This window comes from Streptomyces sp. yr375, assembly GCF_900110755.1.
Lineage (GTDB): Bacteria > Actinomycetota > Actinomycetes > Streptomycetales > Streptomycetaceae > Streptomyces.
The window spans coordinates 17,716-41,527 of record NZ_FOFF01000005.1; the positions used below are offsets into that span (position 1 = coordinate 17,716).

Annotated in this window: 22 protein-coding genes; 9 read left to right on the plus strand and 13 right to left on the minus strand. The window is 71.8% G+C overall.

Going from position 1 to position 23,812, the window contains the following annotated elements:
- Positions 1-1,818, plus strand: a complete 1,818-nt coding sequence (locus BMZ82_RS07510; protein WP_093773017.1) for a bifunctional metallophosphatase/5'-nucleotidase — start codon at positions 1-3, stop codon at positions 1,816-1,818.
- On the opposite strand, the gene BMZ82_RS07515 is transcribed toward BMZ82_RS07510, so the two are convergent.
- The 5 genes from BMZ82_RS07515 to BMZ82_RS07535 form a co-directional block, all read right to left on the minus strand.
- The gene (locus tag BMZ82_RS07515; protein WP_093773019.1) at positions 1,815-2,594 is read right to left on the minus strand and encodes an inositol monophosphatase family protein; all 780 of its coding nucleotides are present in this window, start codon (positions 2,592-2,594) and stop codon (positions 1,815-1,817) included. The genes BMZ82_RS07510 and BMZ82_RS07515 overlap by 4 nt on opposite strands.
- 113 nt (positions 2,595-2,707) lie before the next feature.
- The gene (locus BMZ82_RS07520) at positions 2,708-4,204 is read right to left on the minus strand and encodes a lysine N(6)-hydroxylase/L-ornithine N(5)-oxygenase family protein (RefSeq protein ID WP_093773021.1); all 1,497 of its coding nucleotides are present in this window, start codon (positions 4,202-4,204) and stop codon (positions 2,708-2,710) included.
- Positions 4,201-5,604 carry a pyridoxal phosphate-dependent decarboxylase family protein gene (locus BMZ82_RS07525; RefSeq protein WP_256251811.1) on the minus strand — a complete coding sequence of 468 codons (1,404 nt, stop codon included), beginning with the start codon at positions 5,602-5,604 and terminating at the stop codon, positions 4,201-4,203. The genes BMZ82_RS07520 and BMZ82_RS07525 overlap by 4 nt, the downstream gene beginning before the upstream one ends.
- A gap of 243 nt (positions 5,605-5,847) precedes the next feature.
- Positions 5,848-8,331 carry an aminopeptidase N gene (gene pepN / locus BMZ82_RS07530; RefSeq protein ID WP_093773420.1) on the minus strand — a complete coding sequence of 828 codons (2,484 nt, stop codon included), beginning with the start codon at positions 8,329-8,331 and terminating at the stop codon, positions 5,848-5,850.
- A gap of 134 nt (positions 8,332-8,465) precedes the next feature.
- Complete coding sequence (locus BMZ82_RS07535; protein ID WP_093773025.1) at positions 8,466-8,810, minus strand: chorismate mutase; 345 nt, start codon at positions 8,808-8,810, stop codon at positions 8,466-8,468.
- A gap of 96 nt (positions 8,811-8,906) precedes the next feature.
- On the opposite strand from BMZ82_RS07535, the gene BMZ82_RS07540 reads away from it, so the two are divergent.
- Entirely contained in the window at positions 8,907-9,845 is a 939-nt protein-coding gene (locus BMZ82_RS07540; protein ID WP_093773027.1) for a hypothetical protein, read from the plus strand.
- A gap of 19 nt (positions 9,846-9,864) precedes the next feature.
- On the opposite strand, the gene BMZ82_RS07545 is transcribed toward BMZ82_RS07540, so the two are convergent.
- A complete protein-coding gene (locus BMZ82_RS07545; protein ID WP_093773029.1) occupies positions 9,865-10,806 on the minus strand; it encodes an SDR family oxidoreductase in 942 nt (313 codons plus the stop codon).
- Between the two features lie 13 nt (positions 10,807-10,819).
- The gene (locus tag BMZ82_RS07550) at positions 10,820-11,560 is read right to left on the minus strand and encodes an SDR family oxidoreductase (protein ID WP_093773031.1); all 741 of its coding nucleotides are present in this window, start codon (positions 11,558-11,560) and stop codon (positions 10,820-10,822) included.
- Positions 11,561-11,615: 55 nt separating this feature from the next.
- Here BMZ82_RS07550 and BMZ82_RS07555 point away from each other — a divergent pair, with 55 nt between their 5' ends.
- Genes BMZ82_RS07555 through BMZ82_RS07570 form a run of 4 tightly spaced genes read left to right on the plus strand, consistent with a single transcriptional unit; the run spans position 11,616 to position 15,057 of the window.
- Positions 11,616-12,437, plus strand: a complete 822-nt coding sequence (locus BMZ82_RS07555) for an enoyl-CoA hydratase family protein (RefSeq protein ID WP_093773033.1) — start codon at positions 11,616-11,618, stop codon at positions 12,435-12,437.
- Complete coding sequence (locus tag BMZ82_RS07560) at positions 12,438-13,274, plus strand: CoA transferase subunit A (protein ID WP_093773035.1); 837 nt, start codon at positions 12,438-12,440, stop codon at positions 13,272-13,274.
- Between the two features lie 8 nt (positions 13,275-13,282).
- Positions 13,283-14,008 carry a CoA-transferase subunit beta gene (locus BMZ82_RS07565; RefSeq protein ID WP_093773422.1) on the plus strand — a complete coding sequence of 242 codons (726 nt, stop codon included), beginning with the start codon at positions 13,283-13,285 and terminating at the stop codon, positions 14,006-14,008.
- Positions 14,008-15,057, plus strand: a complete 1,050-nt coding sequence (locus tag BMZ82_RS07570; protein ID WP_093773037.1) for an NAD(P)H-dependent flavin oxidoreductase — start codon at positions 14,008-14,010, stop codon at positions 15,055-15,057. Before BMZ82_RS07565 ends, BMZ82_RS07570 begins: the two co-directional genes overlap by 1 nt.
- A 98-nt stretch (positions 15,058-15,155) precedes the next feature.
- On the opposite strand, the gene BMZ82_RS07575 is transcribed toward BMZ82_RS07570, so the two are convergent.
- Genes BMZ82_RS07575 through BMZ82_RS07585 form a run of 3 tightly spaced genes read right to left on the minus strand, consistent with a single transcriptional unit; the run spans position 15,156 to position 17,796 of the window.
- On the minus strand, positions 15,156-16,313 hold the full coding sequence (locus BMZ82_RS07575; protein WP_093773039.1) for an acetyl-CoA C-acetyltransferase: 1,158 nt from the start codon (positions 16,311-16,313) through the stop codon (positions 15,156-15,158).
- Positions 16,314-16,335: 22 nt separating this feature from the next.
- Positions 16,336-16,950 (minus strand): TetR/AcrR family transcriptional regulator, encoded by a 615-nt coding sequence (locus BMZ82_RS07580; protein WP_256251812.1) that lies wholly within the window; start codon positions 16,948-16,950, stop codon positions 16,336-16,338.
- Between the two features lie 15 nt (positions 16,951-16,965).
- Positions 16,966-17,796 carry an SDR family oxidoreductase gene (locus BMZ82_RS07585; protein ID WP_093773043.1) on the minus strand — a complete coding sequence of 277 codons (831 nt, stop codon included), beginning with the start codon at positions 17,794-17,796 and terminating at the stop codon, positions 16,966-16,968.
- A gap of 48 nt (positions 17,797-17,844) precedes the next feature.
- Here BMZ82_RS07585 and BMZ82_RS07590 point away from each other — a divergent pair, with 48 nt between their 5' ends.
- Positions 17,845-18,984 (plus strand): acyl-CoA dehydrogenase family protein, encoded by a 1,140-nt coding sequence (locus tag BMZ82_RS07590; protein WP_093773045.1) that lies wholly within the window; start codon positions 17,845-17,847, stop codon positions 18,982-18,984.
- Positions 18,984-19,928 (plus strand): acyl-CoA dehydrogenase family protein, encoded by a 945-nt coding sequence (locus BMZ82_RS07595; protein ID WP_093773047.1) that lies wholly within the window; start codon positions 18,984-18,986, stop codon positions 19,926-19,928. The genes BMZ82_RS07590 and BMZ82_RS07595 overlap by 1 nt, the downstream gene beginning before the upstream one ends.
- Here the strand turns inward: BMZ82_RS07595 and BMZ82_RS07600 are convergent.
- Both BMZ82_RS07600 and BMZ82_RS07605 read right to left on the minus strand, forming a co-directional pair.
- A complete protein-coding gene (locus BMZ82_RS07600) occupies positions 19,918-20,409 on the minus strand; it encodes an FBP domain-containing protein (protein ID WP_093773049.1) in 492 nt (163 codons plus the stop codon). The two genes, BMZ82_RS07595 and BMZ82_RS07600, sit on opposite strands and share 11 nt — an antisense overlap.
- A 77-nt stretch (positions 20,410-20,486) precedes the next feature.
- Complete coding sequence (locus BMZ82_RS07605; RefSeq protein WP_093773051.1) at positions 20,487-21,209, minus strand: vWA domain-containing protein; 723 nt, start codon at positions 21,207-21,209, stop codon at positions 20,487-20,489.
- Between the two features lie 151 nt (positions 21,210-21,360).
- Here BMZ82_RS07605 and BMZ82_RS07610 point away from each other — a divergent pair, with 151 nt between their 5' ends.
- A complete protein-coding gene (locus tag BMZ82_RS07610; RefSeq protein WP_093773053.1) occupies positions 21,361-22,173 on the plus strand; it encodes a chitosanase in 813 nt (270 codons plus the stop codon).
- A 139-nt stretch (positions 22,174-22,312) separates the two neighbouring features.
- Here BMZ82_RS07610 and BMZ82_RS07615 read toward each other — a convergent pair whose 3' ends face one another.
- Positions 22,313-23,773 carry a glutamate synthase subunit beta gene (locus BMZ82_RS07615; protein ID WP_093773055.1) on the minus strand — a complete coding sequence of 487 codons (1,461 nt, stop codon included), beginning with the start codon at positions 23,771-23,773 and terminating at the stop codon, positions 22,313-22,315.
- Positions 23,774-23,812: the final 39 nt, after the last annotated feature.

The window sequence follows — 23,812 nt, forward strand, 5'->3', positions numbered from 1 at the left end:
ATGCCTTTGAACCGCCGGAAGTTCCTGAAGAAGTCCGCCGTGACCGGGGCGGGGGTGGCGATCGCGGGTGCGGCCGCGGCTCCGTCGGCGCAGGCCGCGGAGGCGGGGAAGCCGGCCGGGAAGCCGGTCCGGCAGCCGAAGCGGTACGCGCTGACCGTGCTGGGGACGACGGACCTGCACGGTCACGTCTTCAACTGGGACTACTTCAAGGACGCGGAGTACAAGGACGCGGCGGGCAACGCGCAGGGGCTGGCACGGATCTCGACGCTGGTGAACCAGATCCGCAAGGAGAAGGGACGCGAGAACACGCTGCTGCTGGACGCGGGCGACACGATCCAGGGCACGCCGCTGACGTACTACTACGCGAAGGTGGATCCGATCACCGCCAAGGGCGGCCCGGTGCATCCGATGGCGCAGGCGATGAACGCGATCGGGTACGACGCGGCGGCGCTGGGCAACCACGAGTTCAACTACGGCATCGAGACGCTGCGGAAGTTCGAGTCGCAGTTGCGTTTCCCGCTGCTGGGGGCGAACGCGGTGGACGCGAAGACGCTGAAGCCGGCGTTTCAGCCGTACGTCATGAAGACGTTCTGTGTGAAGGGCGCGCCGCCGGTGAAGGTGGCGGTGCTGGGGCTGACGAATCCCGGTATCGCGATCTGGGACAAGGCGTATGTGCAGGGCAAGCTGGCGTTCCCGGGGCTGGAGGAGCAGGCGGCGAAGTGGGTGCCGAAGCTGAAGTCGCTGGGTGCGGATGTGGTGATCGTGTCGGCGCACTCGGGTTCGTCGGGTACGTCGTCGTACGGTGACCAGTTGCCGTACGTGGAGAATTCGGCGGCGCTGGTGGCGCAGCAGGTGCCGGACATCGACGCGATTCTGGTGGGGCACGCGCATGTGGAGATTCCCGAGCTGAGGGTGACGAACGCGAAGACCGGGCGGACGGTCGTGCTGTCGGAGCCGTTGGCGTATGCGGAGCGGCTGTCGGTGTTCGATGTGGAGCTGGTGTTCGAGAAGGGGAAGTGGGTCGTCGAGTCCGTTTCCTCGAAGGTGTTGAACTCCAACTCGGTGGCGGACGACCCGAAGATCACGAAGCTGCTGGGTGACGAGCACGCGAAGGTCGTGGCGTACGTCAACCAGGTGGTGGGTACGGCGACGGAGACGTTGACGACGGTGGAGGCGCGGTACAAGGACGCCGCGATCATCGACCTGATCACGAAGGTGCAGGAGGACGTCGTCAAGGCGGCGCTGGCGGGTGGGTCGTATGCGTCGCTGCCGGTGATCGCGCAGGCTTCGCCGTTCTCGCGGACGTCGGAGATCCCGGCGGGGGATGTGACTATCCGGGATCTGTCGAGTCTGTACGTGTACGACAACACGCTGGTCGCGAAGTTGCTGACGGGTGCGCAGTTGCGGGCGTACCTGGAGTTCTCGGCGCAGTATTTCGTGCAGACGGCGGCGGACGCGGTCGTCGACCCGGAGAAGCTGACGAACGCGGGTGGCCGGCCGGACTACAACTATGACTATGTGTCGGGGCTGTCGTACGAGATCGATGTCGCGCAGGCGGCGGGTTCGCGGATCAAGAACGTGACGTACGGCGGTGTGGCGTTGGACGACGCGCAGCAGTTCGTGTTGGCGGTGAACAACTACCGGGCCAATGGCGGTGGTGCGTTCCCGCATGTGGCGGCGGCGCAGGAGCTGTGGGCGGAGTCGACGGAGATCCGGACGCGGATCGCGGAGTGGGTGACGGCGAAGGGTGTGCTGGATCCGAAGGACTTCGCGTCGGTGGACTGGAAGCTGACGCGCGACGGTACGCCGGTGTTCTAGCGCAGGACGGTCCGCTCCCACAGGGTCGTCGCTTCGTGGGCGGCCTGTGGTGCGGTGAGGAGCAGCGGGGTGTTGTAGGGCGGGAGTCGTGGGACGGCCACGGCTCCCGCCTCTGTTGCGATGAGCAGGGGTGGCAGGGCGTCGACGGGGTGGAATTCGCCGATGGCGGCGGCGGTGGCGCGGCCTGCGGCGACCTGGACGAGGGACAGGGCTGTGGAGCCCATGATCCGTACGGTGCAGTGGCGGGTGGCGAGTTCGCGCAGGAGGTCGTCCATGCCGGGCCAGTGGGCGTGGGCGGCCCATTCGGTGAGGAAGACGTGGCCGGTGAGGGTGGTGTGGGCGGCGGCGTGGATGGGGTGGCCGTTGAGGTGGGCGCCGCCGCCCCGGGTCGCGGTGAAGATCTCGTGTCGCCAGGGGTCGGCGACGACGCCGAGCAGTGGTTCGCCCGGTGGGGTGGCCAGGCCCAGGGAGAAGGAGCACCAGCCGATGCCGTGGGCGTAGTTGGTGGTGCCGTCCACGGGGTCGATGAGCCAGTGCGGGGCGCCGGGGGTGCCTTCGTGGACGCCGTGTTCCTCGCCCTCGATGCCGTATTCGGGGAATTCGCGGCGTAGGACGGCGCGGACGTGTGTCTCGACCGCTTCGTCGGTGGCGGTGACGATGTCGGCGGGGCCGTCCTTCTCGCGTACGTCGCTCGTGTCGTGTGGGGCGCGGGGGCGGCGGATGCGTTGTGCGGCCCACTCGGCGAGTTCCGTCGCGATCGTCAGTTCCCGGTCCATCTGTTGGCCACCGCCGCTGTCGCTGTCGCTGTCGCTGTCGCTGTCGCTGCCTCTGTCCTACCGTCCCGTCCTGGTCATCGTACGGGTCTGTGCTCTCTGTGCTCTCTGTGCTCTCAGTCCCTGAGGCGTACGAAGGTGCCGCGTTGGGTGCCGATGGTGGGGGTGCCGGGCTGGCGGGGGACGGTGGGTTGGAGGCCGAAGGTGGTGAAGGCGGTGCGGGTGGGGAGGGGGTAGGTCTCTTTGGCGGTGAGGGTGTTGAGGATGGTGGCGCTGCGCCAGGCGGCGAGGCCGAGGTCGGGGGCGCCTACGCCGTGGGTGTGGCGTTCGGCGTTCTGGAGGTAGACGTGGCAGCCGGTGGCGGTGACGGAGGGGTCGAGGACGAGGCGGAAGTGTTCGTCGATGCGGGGGCGTTCGCTGTGGTCGCGGCGGATGTAGGGGTCGAGGCCGGCGAGGAGGGGTTCGAGGGGGCGTTCGCGGTGGCCGGTGGCGAGGACGACGGCGTCGGTGGTGAGGCGGCTGCGGGTGTTCTGCTGGATGTGTTCGAGGTGGAGTTCGATTTTGGTGGTGGCGATGCGGCCCGCGGTGCGGACGCGGACGCCGGGGGTGAGGACGGCGTCGGGCCAACTGCCGTGCAGGGTGCGGCGGTAGAGCTCGTCGTGGATGGCGGCGAGGGTGCCGGCGTCGATGCCTTTGTGGAGTTGCCATTGGGCGCCGACGACGCGGTCGCGGGTGGTTTCGGGGAGGGCGTGGAAGTAGCGGGTGTAGTCGGGGGTGAAGTGTTCGAGGCCGAGTTTGGAGTACTCCATGGGGGCGAAGGCCTCGGTGCGGCCGATCCAGTGGAGTTGTTCGCGGCCGGTGGGGCGGTGGCGCAGGAGGTCGAGGAAGACTTCGGCGCCGGACTGTCCGGAGCCGACGACGGTGACGTGGCCGGCGGTGCGGAGGGTGTCGCGGTGGGCGAGGTAGTCGGTGGCGTGGACGACGGGGACGCCGGGGGCGTCGACGAGGGGGCGCAGGGCGTCGGGGACGTGGGGTTCGGTGCCGATGCCGAGGACGATGTTCCTGGTGTAGGTGCGGCCTAGGGCTTCGGCTTCGCCGTCGGTGTCGAGTTGGGTGAAGTCGACTTCGAAGACGTCGCGTTCGGGGTTCCAGCGGACGGCGTCGGCGTGGTGGCGGAAGTGGAGGCCGGGGAGGTTGTCGGCGACCCAGCGGCAGTAGGTGTCGTATTCGGCGCGTTGGGCGTGGAAGCGCTCGGCGAAGTAGAAGGGGTAGAGGCGTTCGTGGGTCTTGAGGTAGTTGAGGAAGGTCCAGGGGCTGGTGGGGTCGGCGAGGGTGACGAGGTCGGCGAGGAAGGGGACCTGGATGCGGGCGCCGTCGAGGAGGAGGCCGGGGTGCCAGTCGAAGCGGGGGCGTTGTTCGTAGAAGACGGTGTCGAGTTCGGTGAGGGGGTGGGCGAGGGCGGCGAGGGAGAGGTTGCAGGGGCCGATGCCGATACCGACGAGGTCGCGGGGGGTGTCGGGGTCGCGGGGGGTGGTGTCGGGGGTGGGGTTCGGGTGCGGGTGCTGGGGCGTGTTGGGGTGCCGAGGAGTGTTGGGGTGCGGGGGCGTGGTCATGCGGGGGTGTTTCCTTCCACCAGTTCCAGGAGGGCGGCCAGGTCGTCGGGCCGGGTGTGGGGGTTGAGGAGGGTGGTCTTGAGCCAGAGCCGGCCGTCGGCGCGGGCGCGGCCGAGGACGGCGCGGCCGTCGGTGAGCAGGCGGCGGCGTATCTCGGCGACGGCGGCGTCGGTGGCGCCCGTGGGGCGGAAGAGGACGGTGCTGATGGTGGGCGGGGCGTGGAGTTCGAGGCCGGGGTGTGCGGTGACGAGGTCGGCGAACGCGTGGGCGTGGGCGCAGACCTGGTCGACGAGGGTGCCGAGGCCGGTGCGGCCGAGGGTTTTGAGGGTGACGGCGATCTTGAGGGCGTCGGGGCGGCGGGTGGTGCGCAGGGAGCGGCCGAGGAGGTCGGGGAGGCCGGCTTCGGTGTCGTCGTCGGCGTTGAGGTAGTCGGCGTGGTGGTGGAGGGCGGTGAGGTCGCGGTCGTCGCGGACGGCGATGAGTCCGGCGGCGACCGGCTGCCAGCCGAGTTTGTGCAGGTCGAGGGTGACGGTGTGGGCGGCGTCGAGGCCGGTGAGGCGGGCGCGGTGGCGGTCGCTGAACAGCAGGCCGCCTCCGTAGGCGGCGTCGATGTGGAGGCGGGCGCCGTGGTGCGCGCAGCGTGCGGCGATCTCGGGGAGGGGGTCGATGAGTCCGGCGTCGGTGGTGCCCGCGGTGGCGGCGGCGAGGAGGGGGCCGGGGTGGGCGGTGAGGGCCTCGTCGAGGGCGGCGGGGTCGAGGGTGCCGGTGGGGGTGGGCAGGACGAGGGGCGCGGGGAGGCCGAGGAGCCAGGCGGCGCGGGGCAGGGAGTGGTGGGCGTTGGCTCCGCAGACGAGGCGGAGGGTGGGGCCGTGGGTTTCGCGGGCGAGGAGGAGCGCGAGGTGGTTGGCTTCGGTGCCGCCCGTGGTGACGAGGGCGTCGGGGGTGGGGTGGGGGTAGGCGTGGGGGGCGGTCGGCCTGGTGCGGTGGCCGTAGACCTCGGTGGCCAGTGCCCGGGTGAGGAGTGCTTCCAGTGTGGAGGCGGCGGGGGCCTGGTCCCAGGAGTCGAGGGACGGGTTGAGGGCGGAGGCGGCGAGGTCGGCGGCGGTGGCGACGGCGAGGGGTGGGCAGTGCAGGTGGGCCGCGCAGAGGGCGTCGGCGGGGTCGGCGGCGCCTTCGGCGAGTGCGCGGACGAGGGTGGGCAGGGCGTGGGGGTCGCCGTGGTCGGGGAGGACGTCTCCCACGGCGGCCCGTACGCGGGCGGCGACCGCCTGCGGGCCGCCCGCGGGCAGGGGGCCGCCGCGGGCTCGGGCGCCGGCGTCGAGCGCGTCGAGGACGGCTGCGAGCAACGGCCTCAGGGCGTCGGGGCCTTCGGGGCCTGAGGCGAGGGGCGGCATGCTCACGGGGCCTCCTCCGGGGCGCGGGGCGGGTGCCCGCAGCGGGGAGTGCAAGCTTGTCGGGGAAAGTGGCGGCGCGCCCGAAAAGCCGAACGATCAGAACCCGAAAGGGGGATGCGCGGGTGCCCCTATGGTGGGCGTGGCCGGGGGCTGCCGCCCCCAGACCCCCGCTGTCGGCCCTTAAGGGGCCTCGTCCTCAAACGCCGGACGGGCTGAATTTCGCGGACCGGCGTTCAAGGGATATCGCCGCTACGCCTCCCTCACCCTCAACGCTCGTGCCAGGTCGTCCAGTTGGTCGATCAGTTTGCGGCGTAGGGAGGGGGTGGGGGCGGTTGTTGTGAGGCATTGGTTGCCCAGGTGGAGGGTGTGGGGGGTGACTGCGTGGGCGGGGAAGGCCCAGCGGCCGGCGGCGTCGGCGATGGCGGGGCCTCGGCGGGCGGCGACGGCGACGGCGTCCTCGTAGAAGCGGGGGACGTACTCGGCGACCAGGTCGGCCTGTTCGGGTTGCCAGAAGCCCTGGGCGGTGGCGGTGAAGAGGTAGTTGGAGAGGTCGTCGCTCTCGAACATGGCCGCCCAGGCGGTGCGCTTGGCGTCCGCGTCGGGGAGGGCGGCGCGGCAGCGGGCCGCGCCTTCCTGGCCGGTGGCGGAGGGGTCGCGGGCGAGTTCGGCGGCGATGGCGGCCTCGTCGGTGGCGCCGAGGACGGCGAGCCGGGCGAGGACGCGCCAGCGCAGGTCGGGGTCGAGTTCGGGGCCGCCGGGGACGGTGCCCTCGGTGAGCCAGGCGTCGATGGTGTCGGGGTGGGCGGCGACGCCGATGAAGTGGCGTACGGCGATGAGGCGCAGGTCGGGGTGGTCGCCGTCCTCGGTGCGGCGGATGAGGTCGCGGCACAGGGCGGAGAGGGTGGCGAGGGCGGCGGGGCGCTGCTCGGGGGTGAGGTAGCGGTCGGCGATCTGGCCGGCGGCGAAGGCGAGGACGCCTTGGACGAGGGCGAGGTCGGTCTCCTGCGGGAGGTGGGCGCGGGCGGCGTCGAGGTAGGCGGTGGGGGCGAGTTCGCCGTCGCGTACGGCGTCGCGCAGGGCGTTCCAGACGACGGCTCGGGTGAGCGGGTCGGGGAGGCCGGAGAGGCCGGTGCGGACGGTTTCGAAGGAGGCGGGGTCGAAGCGGACCTTGGTGTAGGTGAGGTCGCCGTCGTTGAGGAGGAGCAGGGCGGGGCGCTTGCCGAGGGGCTGGGGTGCTTGCTGCGGGATGTCGACGTCGAGGCGTTCGCGCAGGGTGAGGTGGCGGCCCTCGTCGGCGAGGTCGAGGTCGTAGAGGCCGACGGCGATGCGGTGCGGGCGGCTGCCGTGGTGGGTGACGGTGAGGGTGTGGTCGCCGTTGGAGCCGCTGAGGGTGGGGGTGAGGGTGTCGACGCCGGTGGTGCGCAGCCAGGCGTCGGCCCAGGCGTGGACGTCGCGTTCGGTGTGGGCGGCGAGGGAGTCGATGAAGTCGGCGAGGGTGGCGTTGGCGAACTTGTGGCGGGCGAAGTGGGTGTTGATGCCGGCGAGGAAGTCCTTCTCGCCGAGCCAGGTCACGAGTTGCCGTAGGGCGGAGGCGCCCTTGGCGTAGGAGATGCCGTCGAAGTTGAGGAGGGCGGCGGCGGTGTCGTCGACGTTCTCGGGGGCGACGGGGTGGGTGGAGGGGCGCTGGTCGGCGTCGTAGCCCCAGGCCTTGCGGACGACGCCGAAGTCGGTCCAGGTGTCGGTGAAGCGGGTGGCTTCGGTGAGGGTCTGGTAGCCCATGTACTCGGCGAAGGACTCGTTCAGCCAGATGTCGTCCCACCACTGGAGGGTGACGAGGTCTCCGAACCACATGTGGGCCATCTCGTGGGCGATGACCATGGCGCGGGTCTGGCGTTCGGTGTCGGTGACGGCGGAGCGGTAGACGAACTCGTCGCGGAAGGTGACGAGGCCCGGGTTCTCCATGGCGCCGGCGTTGAACTCGGGGACGAACGCCTGGTCGTAGGAGTCGAAGGGGTAGGGCTCGGTGAACTTCTCGTGGTAGCGGTCGTAGCACTGCCGGGTGATCTCGAGCAGTTCGTCGGTGTCGGCGTCGAGGTGGGGGGCGAGCGAGCGGCGGCAGTGCAGGCCGAAGGGCAGGCCTCGGTGTTCGGTACGGACGGAGTGCCAGGGTCCGGCGGCGACGGCGACGAGGTAGGTGGAGATCAGGGGGGTGGGGGCGGCCTGCCAGCGGCCGTCGCCGAGGTGTTCGGTGGTGCCGTTGGCGAGGACGGTCCAGTTCTCGGGGGCTTTGACGGTGAGGTCGAAGACGGCCTTGAGGTCGGGCTGGTCGAAGGCGGCGAAGACGCGCTGGACGTCGTCCATGAAGAGCTGGGTGTAGACGTACGTCTCGCCGTCGGTGGGGTCGGTGAAGCGGTGCATGCCCTCGCCGGTGCGGGAGTAGCGCATGCTGGCCCGGACGCGCAGTTCGTGTTCGCCGGCGGTGAGGTCGGTCAGGGGGAGCCGGTTGTCGTCCAGGGTCTGCGGGTCGAGGGGCTCGCCGTCGAGGGTGACGGAGTGCAGTGCGGCCGGCCTGACCTCGACGAAGGTGTCCCCGTTGGCGCGCGCCGCGAACCGGATGACGGTGACGGAGTCGAAGGTCTCGTCACCGGTCGTCAGGTCGAGCTCGATGGTGTAGCTGTGGACGTCGAGGAATTTGGCACGGCTTTGCGCTGCGTCGCGCGTCAGTACGGACATGGACGACATGCTGCCTGATACCGCAGGCCAGGCACAGGGGCGGATCGGTACGTACCCTATGTCCGTTGTCCCTTCTCACGCCGGGCACTTCAGCGCTTCACTCACGGTGTGCCCGGCGCGCGCCGCCTCGTGGGTCAGGTTGAGGCGGCGGTGTCCTCGGCGATGCGCTCGTGGTGGCGGATCACCTCGGCGATGATGAAGTTGAGGAACTTCTCGGCGAACGCCGGGTCGAGTTTGGCGTTCTCGGCGAGGGTGCGCAGCCGGGCGATCTGGCGGGCCTCGCGGGCCTGGTCGGCGGGCGGCAGTTGGTGGCGGGCCTTGAGGTGGCCGACCTGCTGGGTGGCCTTGAAGCGTTCGGCGAGCATGTGGACGACGGCCGCGTCGATGTTGTCGATGCTGTCGCGCAGCCGGGCGAGCTCCTCGCGGACGGCGGGGTCGACGTCACCGGTTCCGGCGCCAGGGGTGTTGCTGGTGGTCATGGGCGTCCACCCTAGTGGGCCGGGTCCTCGTACAGTGGAACCGGGTGTACCGGACGTACCGGGTGCACGGCGTCCTGGTGTCTTGGGGGTGCGGGCGTGGCGAACGGCGGACCGGTCGAGCACGGCTATCGGCATCTGGAGACGGTGCGGGCCGCCGTCACGGCGTTGTACCGGCGGTTGTCGTACGACACCATCCACCAGTTCGCCACCAGCGTGGCCCCGGCCGACGTGGCGTTCTGCGACACCGACGAGCTGTATCTCGGCGTGCAGCGGGTGGCGCGTGAGCTGGTGCGGCACTACCGGTTGCCGGACGCCCGGATGATCGTCGCCTTCCGGGAGATGGAGCACGCGGCGAACGTCGAACTCACGGCGGGCCCCGAGTACTTCGTCGAGCTGAACGACCGGTTCCGTACGCATCGGCGGGACATCGGGGCGGCTCTGGCGCACGAGATCATGCACGTGTATCTGCATCGCGTGGGGCTGTCCTTCCCGGGCACACGGGACAACGAGATCCTGACGGACACGGCGACGACGTATCTGGGGGCGGGCTGGCTGCTCCTGGACGCCTACCGGGAGGACGGGGCGTCCTCGCAGAAGCTGGGGTATCTGACGCCGGAGGAGTTCGGGTACGTGCTGGCGAAGCGGTCGCTGGTGTTCGGCGAGGATCCGTCGGTGTGGTTCACCAGTGCGCAGGCGTACACGGCGTACGAGCGGGGCATGGAGCGGGCCCGGCACGACGAGCGGCAGCCGCCGCTGACGGCCGCCGGCTGGGCGGGCCGCCGCCGCTACGCCCGCGACCGGCGGCACGCCCAGGCCCACCGCCCGGCCGCGCCGGCCCCGGGCTCCCTGGATTCCCCGGATTCCCCGGATTCCCCGGACTCCGCGTACGCCTTCGTCCCGGCTCCGGATCCGCCGGGCGCGCTGCGGGTGACGTTCCCGTGCCCGACCTGCCATCAGCGGATCAGGGTGCCGGTACGGGGCCGGGTCCGGGCGCGGTGCGGGTTGTGCCGGACGGTGCTGGAGTGCGACACCTGAGACCGGGCTGCGGCCACGTCTACGCCCCGTACACCTCCCCCGGTGGTTCGGACTCGGTGAGCAGTTTGCGTACGGCCTCTCCCGCCTCCGCCGGGTGCCAGCGGGCGCCCTTGTCGGCGGTGGGGCCCGGTCGCCAGCCGTCCATGACGGTGATCCGGCCGGCCTCCGCCTCGAAGACGCGGCCGGTGACGCCCTCGCTGCGCGCGGAGCCGAGCCAGACGACGAGCGGGGAGACGTTCTCGGGGGCCATGGCGTCGAAGCCGGTGTCCGGGGCCGCCATGGTCTCGGCGAAGGCGCGTTCCGTCATGCGGGTGCGGGCGGCCGGTGCGAGGGCGTTGACCTGGACGCCGTAGCGGGCGAGTTCGGCGGCCGCGACCAGGGTGAGGGCGACGATGCCGGCCTTCGCCGCGCTGTAGTTGCCCTGTCCGACCGAGCCCAGCAGCCCCGCCCCGCTGCTGGTGTTGACGATCCGGGCGACCGGCCTGCGACCCGCCTTGGTCTCGGCCCGCCAGTGCGCGGCGGCGTGTTTCAGGGTGAGGAAGTGCCCCTTGAGGTGGACGCGCAGGACGGCGTCCCAGTCGTCCTCGTCGAGGTTGACGAGCATCCGGTCGCGCAGGAAGCCTGCGTTGTTGACGAGGGTGTCGAGCCGGCCGTACGTCTCCAGGGCGGTCGCCACCAGGGACGCGGCGCCGTCAGGGGTGGCGATGTCGCCGCCGTGGGCGACGGCCTCGCCGCCCGCCGCGCGGATCTCGGCCACGACCTGCCCGGCCGGGCTGTCGGGTCCCGGTGCGCCGTCCAGGCCCACCCCCAGGTCGTTGACGACGACGCGTGCCCCCTCCGCCGCGAACGCGAGCGCGTGCGCGCGCCCGAGGCCGCGTCCGGCGCCGGTGACGACGACCACGCGGCCGTCGCAGATTCCTGTCGTCCCGTGTGTCGCCCCACCTGTCGTCGCATGTGTCATCCCATGCCTCCTGTCACATCTCCTTGTTGGCGGTCGCGGCGTCGAGGAACGCGGGCCGCTCCCCTCCCCCGTGCACGAGCAGGCTCGCTCCGCTGATGTACGCGGCGGCGTCGGAGGCGAGGAAGACGGCCGCCGCGCCGACGTCGGCGGGCCGGGCGAGCCGGCCGAGCGGGACGGTGCGGGCGACGGCGTCGACGCCGTCCTCGCCGCCGTAGTGCAGGTGGGCCAGCTCGGTGTGGACCATGCCGACGACCAGGGTGTTCACCCGCACCTGCGGGGCCCACTCCACGGCCATGGACCGGGCGAGGCTCTCCAGTCCCGCCTTGGCCGCGCCGTACGCGGCCGAGCCGGGCGAGGGGCGGCTGCCGCTGACGCTGCCGATCATGACGACCGAGCCGCCGGCGCGCCTGAGGTGGTCGTAGGCGGCGAGGGAGACCGTCAGCGGGGCGAGGAGGTTGAGCTCGATCACGCGCGCGTGGCGCTCGGGTTCCGCGTCGGCGAGTCTGCGGTAGGGCGCGCCGCCCGCGTTGTTGACGAGCACGTCGAGCCGGGGCAGCCCGGCGAAGAACTCCCGTACGGCGTCGGCGTCCCGCACGTCCAGCGGCACGAACTCGGTCTGCGGGACCAGGGTTTCGGGCGGCCGGCGGGCACAGAGCACGACCTCGGCGCCCGCGCGCACGAGGGAGCGCGCGATCCCGGCGCCCACGCCCCGAGTGCCACCGGTGACGACGGCGACCTTCCCGTCCAGCTCCATTCGCTGCTACCTTTCCACCTAACAAACGTTTGGTGGAAAGGTAGCTGATGCTTCCATGGGTGTCTCCACCTCGTCCCCGGAAAAGGGGACGGAAAAGGGCTCGGGAGAGGGAATCTCGGTCGTCACGGTTGACGTTCCGCCGGTCAACGCGCTGCCGGTGAGCGACTGGTTCGCGCTGGCCGACGCGATGCGCGCGGCGGGCCGGGACCCGGAGACCCGGTGCGTGGTGCTGGCCGCCGAGGGCCGGGGGTTCAACGCGGGCGTGGACATCAAGGAGTTGCAGACGCGCGGCCGAAGCGCGCTGGTCGGCGCCAACCGGGGCTGTTTCGAGGCGTTCGCGGCGGTGTACGAGTGCGAGGTGCCCGTGGTCGCGGCGGTGCACGGCTTCTGTCTGGGCGGCGGCATCGGCCTGGTGGGCAACGCGGACGTGATCGTGGCGAGCGAGGACGCCGTGTTCGGGCTGCCCGAGCTGGACCGGGGCGCGCTGGGCGCGGCCACCCACCTCGCCCGGCTGGTCCCCCAGCACCTGATGCGCGCCCTGTACTACACCTCGCGCACGGTCACGGCGGCCGAGCTGCACGCGCACGGCTCGGTGTGGCGGGTGGTGCCGCGCGGCGAACTGCACGCCGCCGCACTGGAGTTGGCCGGCGAGATCGCCGCGAAGGACGGTGAGCTGCTCCGGCTCGCCAAGGCGGCCCTCAACGGCATCGACCCGGTCGACGTGCGCCGCAGCTACCGCTTCGAGCAGGGCTTCACCTTCGAGGCGAGCGTCGCCGGGGTCGCCGACCGGGTCCGCGACACCTTCGGCAAGGACAGAAGCGACGGAAACGACAGGAACAACGGAAGTGACGGGAACGACGGGAGCGAGGGGGCTTAGGTGGGCGACAAGACGATGACCGCCGAGGAGGTCGTCTCCCGGCTGCGCAGCGGGATGACCCTCGGCATCGGCGGCTGGGGCTCGCGCCGTAAACCGATGGCCCTGGTCAGGGCGCTGCTGCGGTCGCAGGTCACGGACCTAACCGTCGTGTCGTACGGCGGTCCTGACGTCGGGATGCTGGCGGCGGCGGGGCGGATCCGCAAGCTGGTGGCCGCCTTCGTCACCCTCGACTCGATCCCCCTCGAACCGCACTACCGCGCGGCCCGCGAGCGCGGTGCCTTCGAGCTGACGGAGATCGACGAGGCGATGTTCATGTGGGGGCTGCGGGCCGCCGCGCACCGGTTGCCCTTCCTGCCGGTGCGGGCGGGGCTCGGTTCGGACGTGATGCGGGTCAACCCCGGTCTGCGTACGGTGACTTCGCCGTACGACGACCAGGAGACGTTCGTCGCGATGCCCGCGCTGCGGCTCGACGCGGCCCTGGTGCACGTCAACCGGGCCGACCGGCTGGGCAACGGGCAGTATCTGGGCCCGGATCCGTACTTCGACGACCTGTTCTGCGAGGCGGCCGACGAGGCGTACCTGTCGTGCGAACGGGTCGTCGACACGGCCGAGTTGACGAAGGAGGCTGCGCCGCAGTCGCTGCTGGTCAAGCGGCACACGGTGACGGGGGTCGTGGAGGCTCCGAACGGCGCGCACTTCACGTCCTGCGCCCCCGACTACGGCCGGGACGAGGCGTTCCAGAAGCGGTACGCGACCACGCCCTGGCCTGAGTTCGCGGCGCGCTACCTGGCCGGGGACGAGCAGGCGTACCGGTCGGCGGCCGGGGAGGAAGCGTGAAAGACGACATGCCCGAGGTCACCCGTGCCGAGTACTGCGTGATCGCGTGCGCCGAGGCGTGGCGCGGCGGGGGCGAGATCCTGGCGAGCCCGATGGGGGTGATCCCGTCCGTGGGCGCCCGGCTCGCCCGGCACACGTTCGCGCCGGACCTGCTGCTGACCGACGGCGAGGCGCTCCTCGTCGGCGCGGACGGCACCGTGGAGGGCTGGTTGCCGTACCGGCAGCATCTGGCCCTGGTGACCGGGGGGCGGCGGCACGTGATGATGGGCGCGAGCCAGATCGACCGGTTCGGCAACCAGAACATCTCCTGCATCGGCGACTGGGCGAAGCCGAGGCGGCAACTGCTCGGGGTGCGCGGCGCACCGGTCAACACCCTCAACAATCCGACGAGTTACTGGATCCCGAGGCATTCGCGGCGGGTCTTCGTCGAACGGGTCGACATGGTGTGCGGGGTGGGGTACGACCGTGCGGCCGAGGTCGGGGCCCGTCATCACCGCATTCCCCGGGTCGTCTCCGACCTCGGTGTCTTCGACTTCGCGACGCCCGACCACGCGATGCGGCTGGCGTCGGTGCATCCGGGGGTGAGCGTGGACGAGGTCCGGGAGGCGACGGGGTTCGACCTCGTGATCCCGGACGAGGTGGCCCGTACCCGTGAACCGACGGCGGGGGAGCTCCGGTTGATCCGCGAGGTGCTCGATCCGGGTGCCGCCCGCGCGCGGGAGGTCGCCGTCTGATGGACACGGCGCTAACCCGGCTGGTCGGGGTCCGTCACCCGATCGTGCAGACCGGGATGGGGTGGGTGGCGGGGCCGCGCCTGGTGTCGGCGGCGGCGAACGCGGGCGCGCTGGGCGTCCTGGGCTCGGCGACGATGACCGTCGACGGGCTGCGGGAGGCCGTACGGGAGGTGAAGTCCCGTACGGACGCGCCGTTCGGGGTCAATCTCCGGGCGGACGCGGCGGACGCGGGCGACCGGGTGCGGATCATCCTCGACGAGGGGGTGCGGGTCGCGTCCTTCGCGCTGGCCCCCTCCCGTGAGCTGATCGCCGAGCTGAAGGAGGCGGGGGTGATCGTCGTCCCGTCGGTCGGTGCGCGCCGGCACGCCGAGAAGGTCGCGGCGTGGGGGGCGGACGCGGTGGTCGTGCAGGGCGGCGAGGGCGGCGGACACACCGGCGAGGTGGCGACGACGGTGCTGCTGCCGCAGGTGGTGGACGCCGTGGACATCCCGGTGGTGGCGGCGGGCGGCTTCTTCGACGGGCGGGGGCTGGTGGCGGCGCTGGCGTACGGGGCGGCGGGCGTGGCCATGGGGACGCGGTTCCTGCTGACGTCGGACTCGACGGTGCCGGACGCGGTGAAGGCGCGGTACCTGGCGGCGACGGTCCGGGACGTGACGGTGACACGGGCGGTCGACGGTCTGCCGCACCGCATGCTGCGTACGGACCTGGTGGCCGCGCTGGAGAACTCCGGCCGGGCCCGGCGACTGCTGCACGCGGTCCGCCGTGCGGCGGGCTTCCGGCGGCTCTCCGGCCTCACCTGGCCGCAACTGGTCCGCGACGGGCTCGCGATGCGCCACGGCAAGGACCTGACCTGGAGCCAGGTACTGCTCGCGGCCAACACCCCGATGCTGCTGAGATCGGCGATGGTGGACGGCCGTACGGACCTCGGCGTGATGGCCTCCGGACAGGTCGCCGGCGTGATCGACGACCTGCCGTCCTGCGCGGAACTGGTGGAACGGATCATGAAGGAGGCGGAAGCAGTCAGGGAGCGACTCACGGCCGCTCCCTGATCACCGTCCCGGCCGCCCGATGACCTTCACGGCAGCTCGACGACCTTCACGGCCGTCACGGCCGCCCGGTGACCGTCACAGCCGCTGGACGGCCTCCCTCACAGCCGCTCGATGATCGTCACGTTCGCCTGGCCGCCGCCCTCGCACATCGTCTGTAGGCCGAAGCGGCCGCCGGTGCGTTCCAGTTCGTGCAGGAGGGTTGTCATCAGTTTGACGCCGGTCGCGCCGAGGGGGTGGCCCAGGGCGATCGCGCCGCCGTTGACGTTGACCTTCTCCGGGTCCGCGCCGGTCTCCTTCAGCCAGGCCAGGACGACGGGTGCGAACGCCTCGTTGATCTCGACTAGGTCGATGTCGTCGATGGTCAGGCCGGTCTTCTTGAGGGCGTGCGCGGTGGCCGGGATCGGGGCCGTCAGCATGCGGATGGGGTCCTCGCCGCGCACGGAGAGGTGGTGCACGCGCGCGCGGGGCGTCAGCCCGTGCTCGCGGACCGCCCGCTCCGAGGCCAGCAGCATGGCCGCCGCGCCGTCGGAGACCTGCGAGGAGCAGGCGGCGGTGACGGTGCCGCCGGGGATGACGGGCTTCAGCCCGGCCATCTTCTCCAGGGAGGTGTCCCGGCGCGGCCCCTCGTCGGCGGTGACGTCCCCGTAGGCGACGGTCTCGCGTGCGAAGCGGCCCTCGTCGATCGCGCGCACCGCCCGCCGGTGCGAGCGCAGCGCGAACTCCTCCTGGTCGGCCCGGCTGACGCCCCACTTGGCGGCGATCATCTCGGCGCCGGCGAACTGGTTCACGGCCCGGTCCCCGTACCGCGCGCGCCAGCCCTCGCTGCCGGCGAAGGGGCCCTGGGTGAAGCCGAGAGGTTCGGCGGCCTGCCGGGTGGCGAAGGCGATCGGGATCTGCGACATGTTCTGCACGCCGCCCGCGACCACCAGGTCCTGTGTCCCGGACAGCACGCCCTGCGCGGCGAAGTGCACGGCCTGCTGCGAGGAGCCGCACTGCCGGTCCACGGTCACGCCCGGCACCTCCTCGGGCAGCCCGGCGGCCAGCCAGCAGGTCCGCGCGATGTCCCCGGCCTGCGGCCCGACCGCGTCCAGGCATCCGAAGACGACGTCCTCCACGGCCGCCGGGTCGATGCCCGAGCGCGCGACGAGTTCCTTGAGCACATGCGCGCCGAGGTCGGCCGGGTGCACCCCGGACAGCCCTCCCGCGCGCCGCCCCACGGGCGTACGGACCGCTTCGACGATGTAGGCCTCGGCCATGACGACTCCCTGAAATCAGCGGTTATTCACGTACGGCGATCCCGTCGAGGACCATCGACAGGTACTGCCGGGCGATCTCCTCCGGGCTGTGCTGTCCGCCGGGCCGGTACCAGGACGCGGCGACCCACACCGTGTCGCGGACGAACCGGTAGGCGAGCCGGACGTCGAGGTCGGCGCGGAAGACCTGCTCGGCGACCCCGCGCTCCAGCGTGGCCAGCCACGCCTGCTCGAACCGGCGCTGCGAGTCGGCGAGGAACGCGAACCGGTCCTGCGCGACGAGCTGTCTGCTCTCCTTCTGGTAGATCGCGACGGCGGCGCGGTGCCGGTCGATCTCCCGGAACGACTCGGTGACCAGGGCTTCGAGGGTCTCGCGGGGGCCGAGGCCGGCGGCGAGCACGGTGTCGTAGCCGCCCCACAGCTCGTCGAGGAAGGTGCGCAGGATCTCTTCGAGCATCGACTCCTTGGAGTCGAAGTGGTAGTAGAGGCTGCCCGCGAGCATGCCCGCGTGGTCCGCGATCTTGCGCACGGTGGTGGCGTTGTAACCCTGCTCGGCGAAGACCTCGGCGGCGGTGTCGAGGAGTTCGGCGCGGCGCGCGGGCGCGGCGGTCACCTGGGGCTTCTTCTTCGTAGGAGGCACGGATCCATTGTCGTCCTAGGCGTGCTGGCTGCTGACGGAGACGATCTCGCCGGTGAGGTACGAGGAGTAGCCGGAGGCGAGGAACACGATCACGTTGGCCACCTCCCAGGGCTCGGCGTAGCGCCCGAAGGCCTCGCGCGCGGTGAGTTCCGCCAGCAGTTCGGGGGTGGTGACCTTCACCAGGTGGGGGTGCATGGCGAGGCTCGGCGAGACGGCGTTGACCCGTACCCCGTACGCGGCGGCCTCGATCGCCGCGCACCGGGTCAACGCCATCACGCCGGCCTTCGCGGCGGCGTAGTGCGCCTGCCCGGCCTGGGCGCGCCAGCCGACGACGGAGGCGTTGTTGACGATGACACCCCCGCTGCCCCCGCCGGTCCCACTACCGCCGCTGCCCCCGTTGCTTCCGCCGGTCCCGCGCATCAGCCGCAGGGCCGCCCGGGTGCACCGGAACGTGCCGTTCAGCGTGACGTCGAGCACCCGGGACCACTGGTCGTCGGTCATGTCGACGAGGTCCGAAGTGCCGCCCAGACCGGCGTTGTTCACGACGATGTCGAGGCGGCCGTGCAGCCGTACGGCGGTGTCGAACAGGGCTTGTACCTGGGTGTCGTCGGTGACGTCGCACGGGATGCCCGCCACCGCGCCGGGGAACTCGGCGGCCAGCTCGGTCTCGTGCTCCTTGAGGCGGCGCGCGTGGGCGTCGCTGATCAGGACCTGCGCGCCCTCCTCCAGGAAGCGGCGCGCGGTGGCCCCGCCGATGCCCGCTCCCGCCGCCGCGGTGATGACGGCGGTGCGCCCCCGCAGCAGCCCGTGCCCGGGTTCGTAGACCGGGCTCTCGACTCCTGTCATAGCCTCACGCTAACCTACCAAACACTTGTTAGGGAAGGAGTGCCGCCGATGGACCTCGACTTCACGCCCGCCGAGGAGGCGTTCCGCGCCGAGGCCCGCGCCTGGCTGCACGCGCACGTGCCGCCGGTCCCCCTGCCGTCGCTGGAGACCGCGGCGGGCTTCGCGGCGCACCGCGCGTGGGAGGCCGAACTCGCCGCGGACCGCTGGTCGGTGGTGCACTGGCCAGCGCGGTACGGCGGGCGGGACGCCGGGCTGATCCGCTGGCTGGTGTTCGAGGAGGAGTACTACGCGGCGCGGGCGCCGGGCCGGGTCGGGCAGAACGGCGTGAGTCTGCTCGCGCCGACCCTCTTCGACCACGGCACGCAGGAGCAACGCGCACGTGTGCTGCCGTCGATGGCGACCGGCGAGGTGGTCTGGGCGCAGGCGTGGTCGGAGCCGGAGGCGGGCTCCGACCTGGCCTCGCTGCGCTCCCGGGCGATCCGCGCGGCCGGCGGCTGGCGCCTCAGCGGCCAGAAGACGTGGTCGTCGCGGGCGGCCTTCGCCGACCGCGCGTTCGGCCTGTTCCGCAGCGACCCGGGCGCGCCCCGTCCCCACCAGGGCCTGACGTACCTGATGTTCGACCTGCGCGCGCCGGGCGTCACGGTCCGTCCGATCGGCCGCCTCGACGGGAAACCGGCGTTCGCCGAACTCTTCCTGGACGACGTCTTCGTACCGGACGAGGACGTGATCGGCGAGGTCGGCCAGGGCTGGCGGGTGGCCATGTCCACGGCGGGCAACGAACGGGGGCTGACGCTCCGTTCGCCCGGCCGCTTCCTCGCCGCCGCGGACCGCCTGCACCGCCTGTGGCGCGACAAGGGCCGCCCCGCGTGGGCCCGCGACCGGGTCGCCGACGCGCTGTCCGGCGCCCGCGCCTACCAGCTCTTCGCCTACGCGGCGGCCTCCCGCTTCCTCGACGGCGAGTCGATCGGGCCGGAGTCCAGCATGAACAAGGTCTTCTGGTCGGAGTTCGACATCGCGCTGCACGAGACGGCCCTCGACCTGCTGGGCGAGGAGGGCGAGTCGGCGGACTCCGGCTGGGCCGAGGCGTACGTGTTCGCCCTCGCCGGCCCGGTCTACGCGGGGGCGAACGAGATCCAGCGCGACATCATCGCCGAGCGCCTGCTCGGCCTGCCGAAGGGCCGCCGCTGATGCGTTTCCTCCTGGACACCGAGCAGCGGGCGTTCGCCGCCTCGCTGGACGCGATGCTGACCGCCGCCGACACCCCGCGCGCGGTGCGGGACTGGAGCCGGGGCGAGCACGCGCGCGGGCGGGCCCTGTGGTCGCGGATCGCCGAGGCGGGCGTCTTCGCGCTGGCGGTCCCGGAGGCGTACGAGGGGCTGGGGCCCCGGCCGGTCGAACTGGCCGTCGCCTTCGTGGAGTTGGGGCGGCACGCGGTGCCGGGCCCGCTGGTGGAGACGGTCGCGGCGGCGGCCCTGCTGCTCGATCCGGGCCCGGCGAAGCGGTTCCTGCCGGCGCTGGCCTCGGGCGAGTCGATGGCGACGGTGGCATGCGGGGGGTCGTACGCGGTGGACGGCGATGTGGCGACGGTACGGCTGGCGCAGGCCGCCGGCGGTCTGTGGCTCGTCCCGGGGCGCGGCCCGGTCCGGCCGTCCCTCGACCCCGCCCGCCGGCTCACCCGGCTGCTGCCGGGCGGCGAACTCCTCGCGCCGGACCCGCCCGTGGCCCGCGCCCTGCTCTGGGCCCGCCTCGCCACCGCCGCCCAGGCGCTGGGCGTGGGCCTTACGCTGCTGGAGCGGACCGTGGCGTATGTCGGGCAGCGCGTGCAGTTCGGGGTGCCGATCGGCTCGTTCCAGGCGGTCAAGCACCGGCTGGCGGACGCGAAGACCGCGTTGGAGTTCGCCCGGCCGCTGGTCCTGGGCGCGGCCGTCACGATGGCCCCGGCGGACGTCGCCGCCGCGAAGCTGAGCGCCTGCGAGGCGGCGTACGCGACGGCGCGCGCCGCGCTTCAACTGCACGGCGCGATCGGCTACACGGCGGAGTACGACCTGTCGCTCTGGCTCACCAAGGCCCGCGCCCTGCGCACGGCCTGGGGCACGCCGGACGACTGCCGGGCGGAGATAGTCAGCTCGTGACCTTGGCGATGAAGGCGGCGAGGTTGGTCACGGTCCGCCGGATCTTCTCCTCCAGGCTGATCGTCTCGGGCAGCCGCGCCCCGATGCCCGCGTCGCGCTTGCCGCGCACGTACAGCGAGCAGGCGAGGTCGCTGCAGATGTAGGCCCCCACCGAGTTGCCCTGCTGGCCGGCCTTGCCCGCCTTCGGCGCGACCATCAGGGAGACGCCGCCGGAGTGCGTGGTCAGGCACATCGTGCACATGCTGCGCCGCGACTGCCCGGAGCCGGTGGCGGCTGAGCGCAGCGCGAGCGCCTTCGGCCGCCCGTCCAGCTCCACGACGAGGTAGGCCCGGTCGGGGGCCTGGGGGTCGCGCCAGCCCAGGTAGTCGAGGTCCTCCCAGGGCTGTTCGGCCAGGTCGCGCGGCACGGACAGGCGCTTGGTCTCGCCCTTGGTGCAGTTCACGAAGGCGGCACGGATCTCTTGCTCGGTCAGCGGCTTCATAAGGGTGAGGCTAATTTGCCTAAATCTTTTAGGCAAACGCATAATCGCCGAAGGCCGCGAGGGTAGGGCGGGGGGAGCTACGGCCGTACGATCCCCGCCGCGCGCGCGGCCGTCAGCCACTTCGGGAACTCCCCCACCAGGCGGTCGTACAGCTCCGCGTCCGCCACCTTCGCCGGGTCCGAACCGGCGTGGAAGAAACCGGCGTTGTCGACCACCCGCTTGCCCGGCACGGGCAGTTCGTCGAGCTTGCGCAGGAAGTCGAACTGCTTGCTGCCCCGGTCGCCGAAGCCGACGAACTGCCAGAACATCGGCAGCCTCGACGCCTTGCACAGGTAGCGCTCCGCGGCCAGCTTGTTGATCGGGCCGCCGTCGGTCTGGAACACGACGAGCGCCGGGTCCGTCGAGCCGCCGTCCAGGTAGTGGTCGATCACGGCGTCCATGGCGAGGTGGTAGCTGGTCTTTCCCATGTGGCCGAGCCCGGCCACGATGCGGTCCACCCGCCCCCGGTGGTCGGCGAGGGCGATGTCGGTGACGGCGTCGACGTCCGTGGAGAAGAAGACGACCGGCACCCGGCCGTCGTCGTCGAGGTGCGCGGACAGCCCCAGCACCCGGTCGGCGAGCGCCTGCACACTGCCGTCCCGGTAGTACGGCTTCATCGACCCCGAGTAGTCGACGACGAGGTAGACGGCGGCCCGCTGCCCGTCGAGACCGTGCTTCGCGAGCGAGACGCCGGCGCTCTTGTACAGGTCGACCAGCGCGGGCGCGGTCTCCTGGACCTTGGTGAGACTGATCGCGACCATGGCGCACAGCCTTCCACACCCCCCGCGCACCCCACCCTCATCCTTTTTGTTCGCCCCGTTGCTCGTCCATTTGCTCGTCCATTTGTTCGTTCGGCGACTAATTAGTATGGAATGACAAGGAAGATCACATTCCGGCCTTAAAGTGTGCGGCATGAAACGTGCCGCCGCCCTGGTCTGCGCCGCCGTCGCGTCGACGGCGTACCTGCTCACCCCCGCCCAGCCCGCCCAGCCGACCACCGGCGTCCGGGCGACCCCGCCGGGCCTCGCCGCCCCGGCGCAGAAGGAACTGGCCCAACAGATCGTGGCGAGCGCCGAGAACGGCACCCTGAACTGGCGCAGCGCGTACGGCTACGTCGAGGACATCGGCGACGGCCAGGGCTACACGGCGGGCCTGATCGGCTTCTGCACCGGCACCCACGATCTGCTCACCCTCGTCGAGCAGTACACCCGTGCCCATCCCGGCAACGCCCTCGCCCCCTACCTGCCGGCCCTGCGCCGGGTCGACGGCACCGCCTCGCACGCCGGTCTGGACCCGGGTTTCCCGGCCGCCTGGCGGGCCGAGTCGAGCGTGCCCGCGTTCCGGGCGGCCCAGGACGCCGAGCGCGACCGCGTCTACTTCAACCCGGCGGTGCGCCGCGGCCGGGCCGACGGTCTGGGCGCGCTGGGCCAGTTCATCTACTACGACGCCCTGGTCTTCCACGGCCCCGGCACCGGCCCGACCAGCTTCGACGGCATCCGCGCCCGCGCGACGCAGCAGGCCCGCACCCCCGCGCAGGGCGGCGACGAGGCCGCCTACCTCGAAGCGTTCCTCGACGCCCGCCGCCACGCCATGCTGACCCGGCACCCCGGCATCGACACCTCCCGCGTCGACACGACCCAGCGCCGCTTCCTGCACGACGGCAACCTCGACCTGCTCCCGCCGCTCCAGTGGCAGGTGTACGGGGAGACGTACCGGGTGCCGTAGCCGCAGGCCATGGTCGTACAGCCTTGCGGACCGGTGTCCGGACATGCGGCGGCGCCTGCCCGGTCGTCCGGTCGGGGACTGTTGGGCAGGCGCTGCCTGTGTTCCGCACGCCTTTGTGCGGGACGTTCTGTGGGTGCCGTCAGACCATCAGCGAGCGGTCCGTCGGGCGGATCGGGGCCGGCAGTTCGCTGGCTCCGGTCAGGAACCGGTCGACGCCGCGGGCGGCCGAGCGGCCCTCCGCGATCGCCCACACGATGAGCGACTGGCCGCGGCCCGCGTCACCGGCGACGTACACACCCGGGACGCTGGTCTGGAAGTCGGCGTCGCGGGCGATGTTACCGCGCTCGTCGAGGTCCAGGCCGAACTGCGCGACCAGGCCGTTGTCCTGGTCGGTGCCGGTGAAGCCCATGGCGAGGGTGACCAGTTGGGCGGGGATCTTGCGCTCCGTGCCCGGCTTCGGGGTCAGGCGGCCGTCGACGAACTCGACCTCGGTGAGGTGCAGCCACTGGACGTTGCCGTCCTCGTCGCCCTCGAAGTGGGTCGTCGAGACGGAGTAGACCCGCTCGCCGCCCTCCTCGTGCGCGCTGGTGACCTTGTAGAGCATCGGGAAGGTCGGCCACGGCTGACCCGGGTTCCGCTCCTCGCCGGGCTTCGGCATGATCTCCAACTGCGTGACGGAGGCCGCGCCCTGGCGGTGGGCGGTGCCCACGCAGTCCGCGCCGGTGTCGCCGCCGCCGATGACCACGACGTGCTTGCCCTCGGCCGAGACCGGAGAGGTGACGTAGTCGCCCTCCTGGACCTTGTTCGACAGGGGCAGGTACTCCATCGCCTGGTACACGCCCTTCAACTCCCGCCCGGGGACGGGGAGATCACGGGCGGTGGTGGCGCCGGCGGCGATGACGACCGCGTCGTAGCGCTTCTTCAGGTCGGTCGCCTTGAGGTCGCGGCCGATCTCGATGCCGGTACGGAAGCGGGTGCCCTCCGCGCGCATCTGCTCGATACGCCGGTTGATGTGCCGCTTCTCCATCTTGAACTCGGGGATGCCGTACCGCAGGAGGCCGCCGATGCGGTCCGCGCGCTCGTAGACGGCGACGGTGTGGCCGGCCCGGGTGAGCTGCTGGGCGGCGGCCAGGCCCGCCGGGCCCGAGCCGATCACCGCGACGGTCTTGCCGGACAGCCGCTCGGGGGCCTGCGGGGCGACGTCACCGGTCTCCCACGCCTTGTCGATGATCGAGACCTCGACGTTCTTGATGGTGACGGCCGGCTGGTTGATGCCCAGCACACACGCCGACTCGCACGGAGCGGGGCACAGCCGGCCCGTGAACTCCGGGAAGTTGTTCGTGGCGTGCAGGCGCTCGGAGGCCGCCGACCAGTTCTCGCGGTAGGCGAAGTCGTTCCACTCGGGGATCAGGTTCCCCAGCGGACAGCCGTTGTGGCAGAACGGGATGCCGCAGTCCATGCACCGGCCGGCCTGCTTGCCGATGATCGGCAGCAGCGAGCCCGGGACGTAGACCTCGTTCCAGTCCTTCAGCCGCACGTCGACGGGACGGGACTGGGCGACCTCACGGCCGTGGTTCAAAAAGCCCTTCGGGTCAGCCATTGGTCGCCGCCTCCATCATCTTCTCGGTGATCTCCGACT

Bases quoted from the DNA above. Each gene is read 5' to 3' on its own strand.
- BMZ82_RS07510 (WP_093773017.1), top strand. From the start codon at position 1: ATGCCTTTGAACCGCCGGAAGTTCCTGAAGAAGTCCGCCGTGACCGGG.
- BMZ82_RS07515 (WP_093773019.1), bottom strand. From the start codon at position 2,594: ATGGACCGGGAACTGACGATCGCGACGGAACTCGCCGAGTGGGCCGCA.
- BMZ82_RS07520 (WP_093773021.1), bottom strand. From the start codon at position 4,204: ATGACCACGCCCCCGCACCCCAACACTCCTCGGCACCCCAACACGCCC.
- pepN (WP_093773420.1), bottom strand. From the start codon at position 8,331: ATGTCCGTACTGACGCGCGACGCAGCGCAAAGCCGTGCCAAATTCCTC.
- BMZ82_RS07535 (WP_093773025.1), bottom strand. From the start codon at position 8,810: ATGACCACCAGCAACACCCCTGGCGCCGGAACCGGTGACGTCGACCCC.
- BMZ82_RS07545 (WP_093773029.1), bottom strand. From the start codon at position 10,806: ATGACACATGCGACGACAGGTGGGGCGACACACGGGACGACAGGAATC.
- BMZ82_RS07550 (WP_093773031.1), bottom strand. From the start codon at position 11,560: ATGGAGCTGGACGGGAAGGTCGCCGTCGTCACCGGTGGCACTCGGGGC.
- BMZ82_RS07555 (WP_093773033.1), top strand. From the start codon at position 11,616: ATGGGTGTCTCCACCTCGTCCCCGGAAAAGGGGACGGAAAAGGGCTCG.
- BMZ82_RS07565 (WP_093773422.1), top strand. From the start codon at position 13,283: ATGCCCGAGGTCACCCGTGCCGAGTACTGCGTGATCGCGTGCGCCGAG.
- BMZ82_RS07570 (WP_093773037.1), top strand. From the start codon at position 14,008: ATGGACACGGCGCTAACCCGGCTGGTCGGGGTCCGTCACCCGATCGTG.
- BMZ82_RS07575 (WP_093773039.1), bottom strand. From the start codon at position 16,313: ATGGCCGAGGCCTACATCGTCGAAGCGGTCCGTACGCCCGTGGGGCGG.
- BMZ82_RS07585 (WP_093773043.1), bottom strand. From the start codon at position 17,796: ATGACAGGAGTCGAGAGCCCGGTCTACGAACCCGGGCACGGGCTGCTG.
- BMZ82_RS07590 (WP_093773045.1), top strand. From the start codon at position 17,845: ATGGACCTCGACTTCACGCCCGCCGAGGAGGCGTTCCGCGCCGAGGCC.
- BMZ82_RS07595 (WP_093773047.1), top strand. From the start codon at position 18,984: ATGCGTTTCCTCCTGGACACCGAGCAGCGGGCGTTCGCCGCCTCGCTG.
- BMZ82_RS07600 (WP_093773049.1), bottom strand. From the start codon at position 20,409: ATGAAGCCGCTGACCGAGCAAGAGATCCGTGCCGCCTTCGTGAACTGC.
- BMZ82_RS07605 (WP_093773051.1), bottom strand. From the start codon at position 21,209: ATGGTCGCGATCAGTCTCACCAAGGTCCAGGAGACCGCGCCCGCGCTG.
- BMZ82_RS07610 (WP_093773053.1), top strand. From the start codon at position 21,361: ATGAAACGTGCCGCCGCCCTGGTCTGCGCCGCCGTCGCGTCGACGGCG.
- BMZ82_RS07615 (WP_093773055.1), bottom strand. From the start codon at position 23,773: ATGGCTGACCCGAAGGGCTTTTTGAACCACGGCCGTGAGGTCGCCCAG.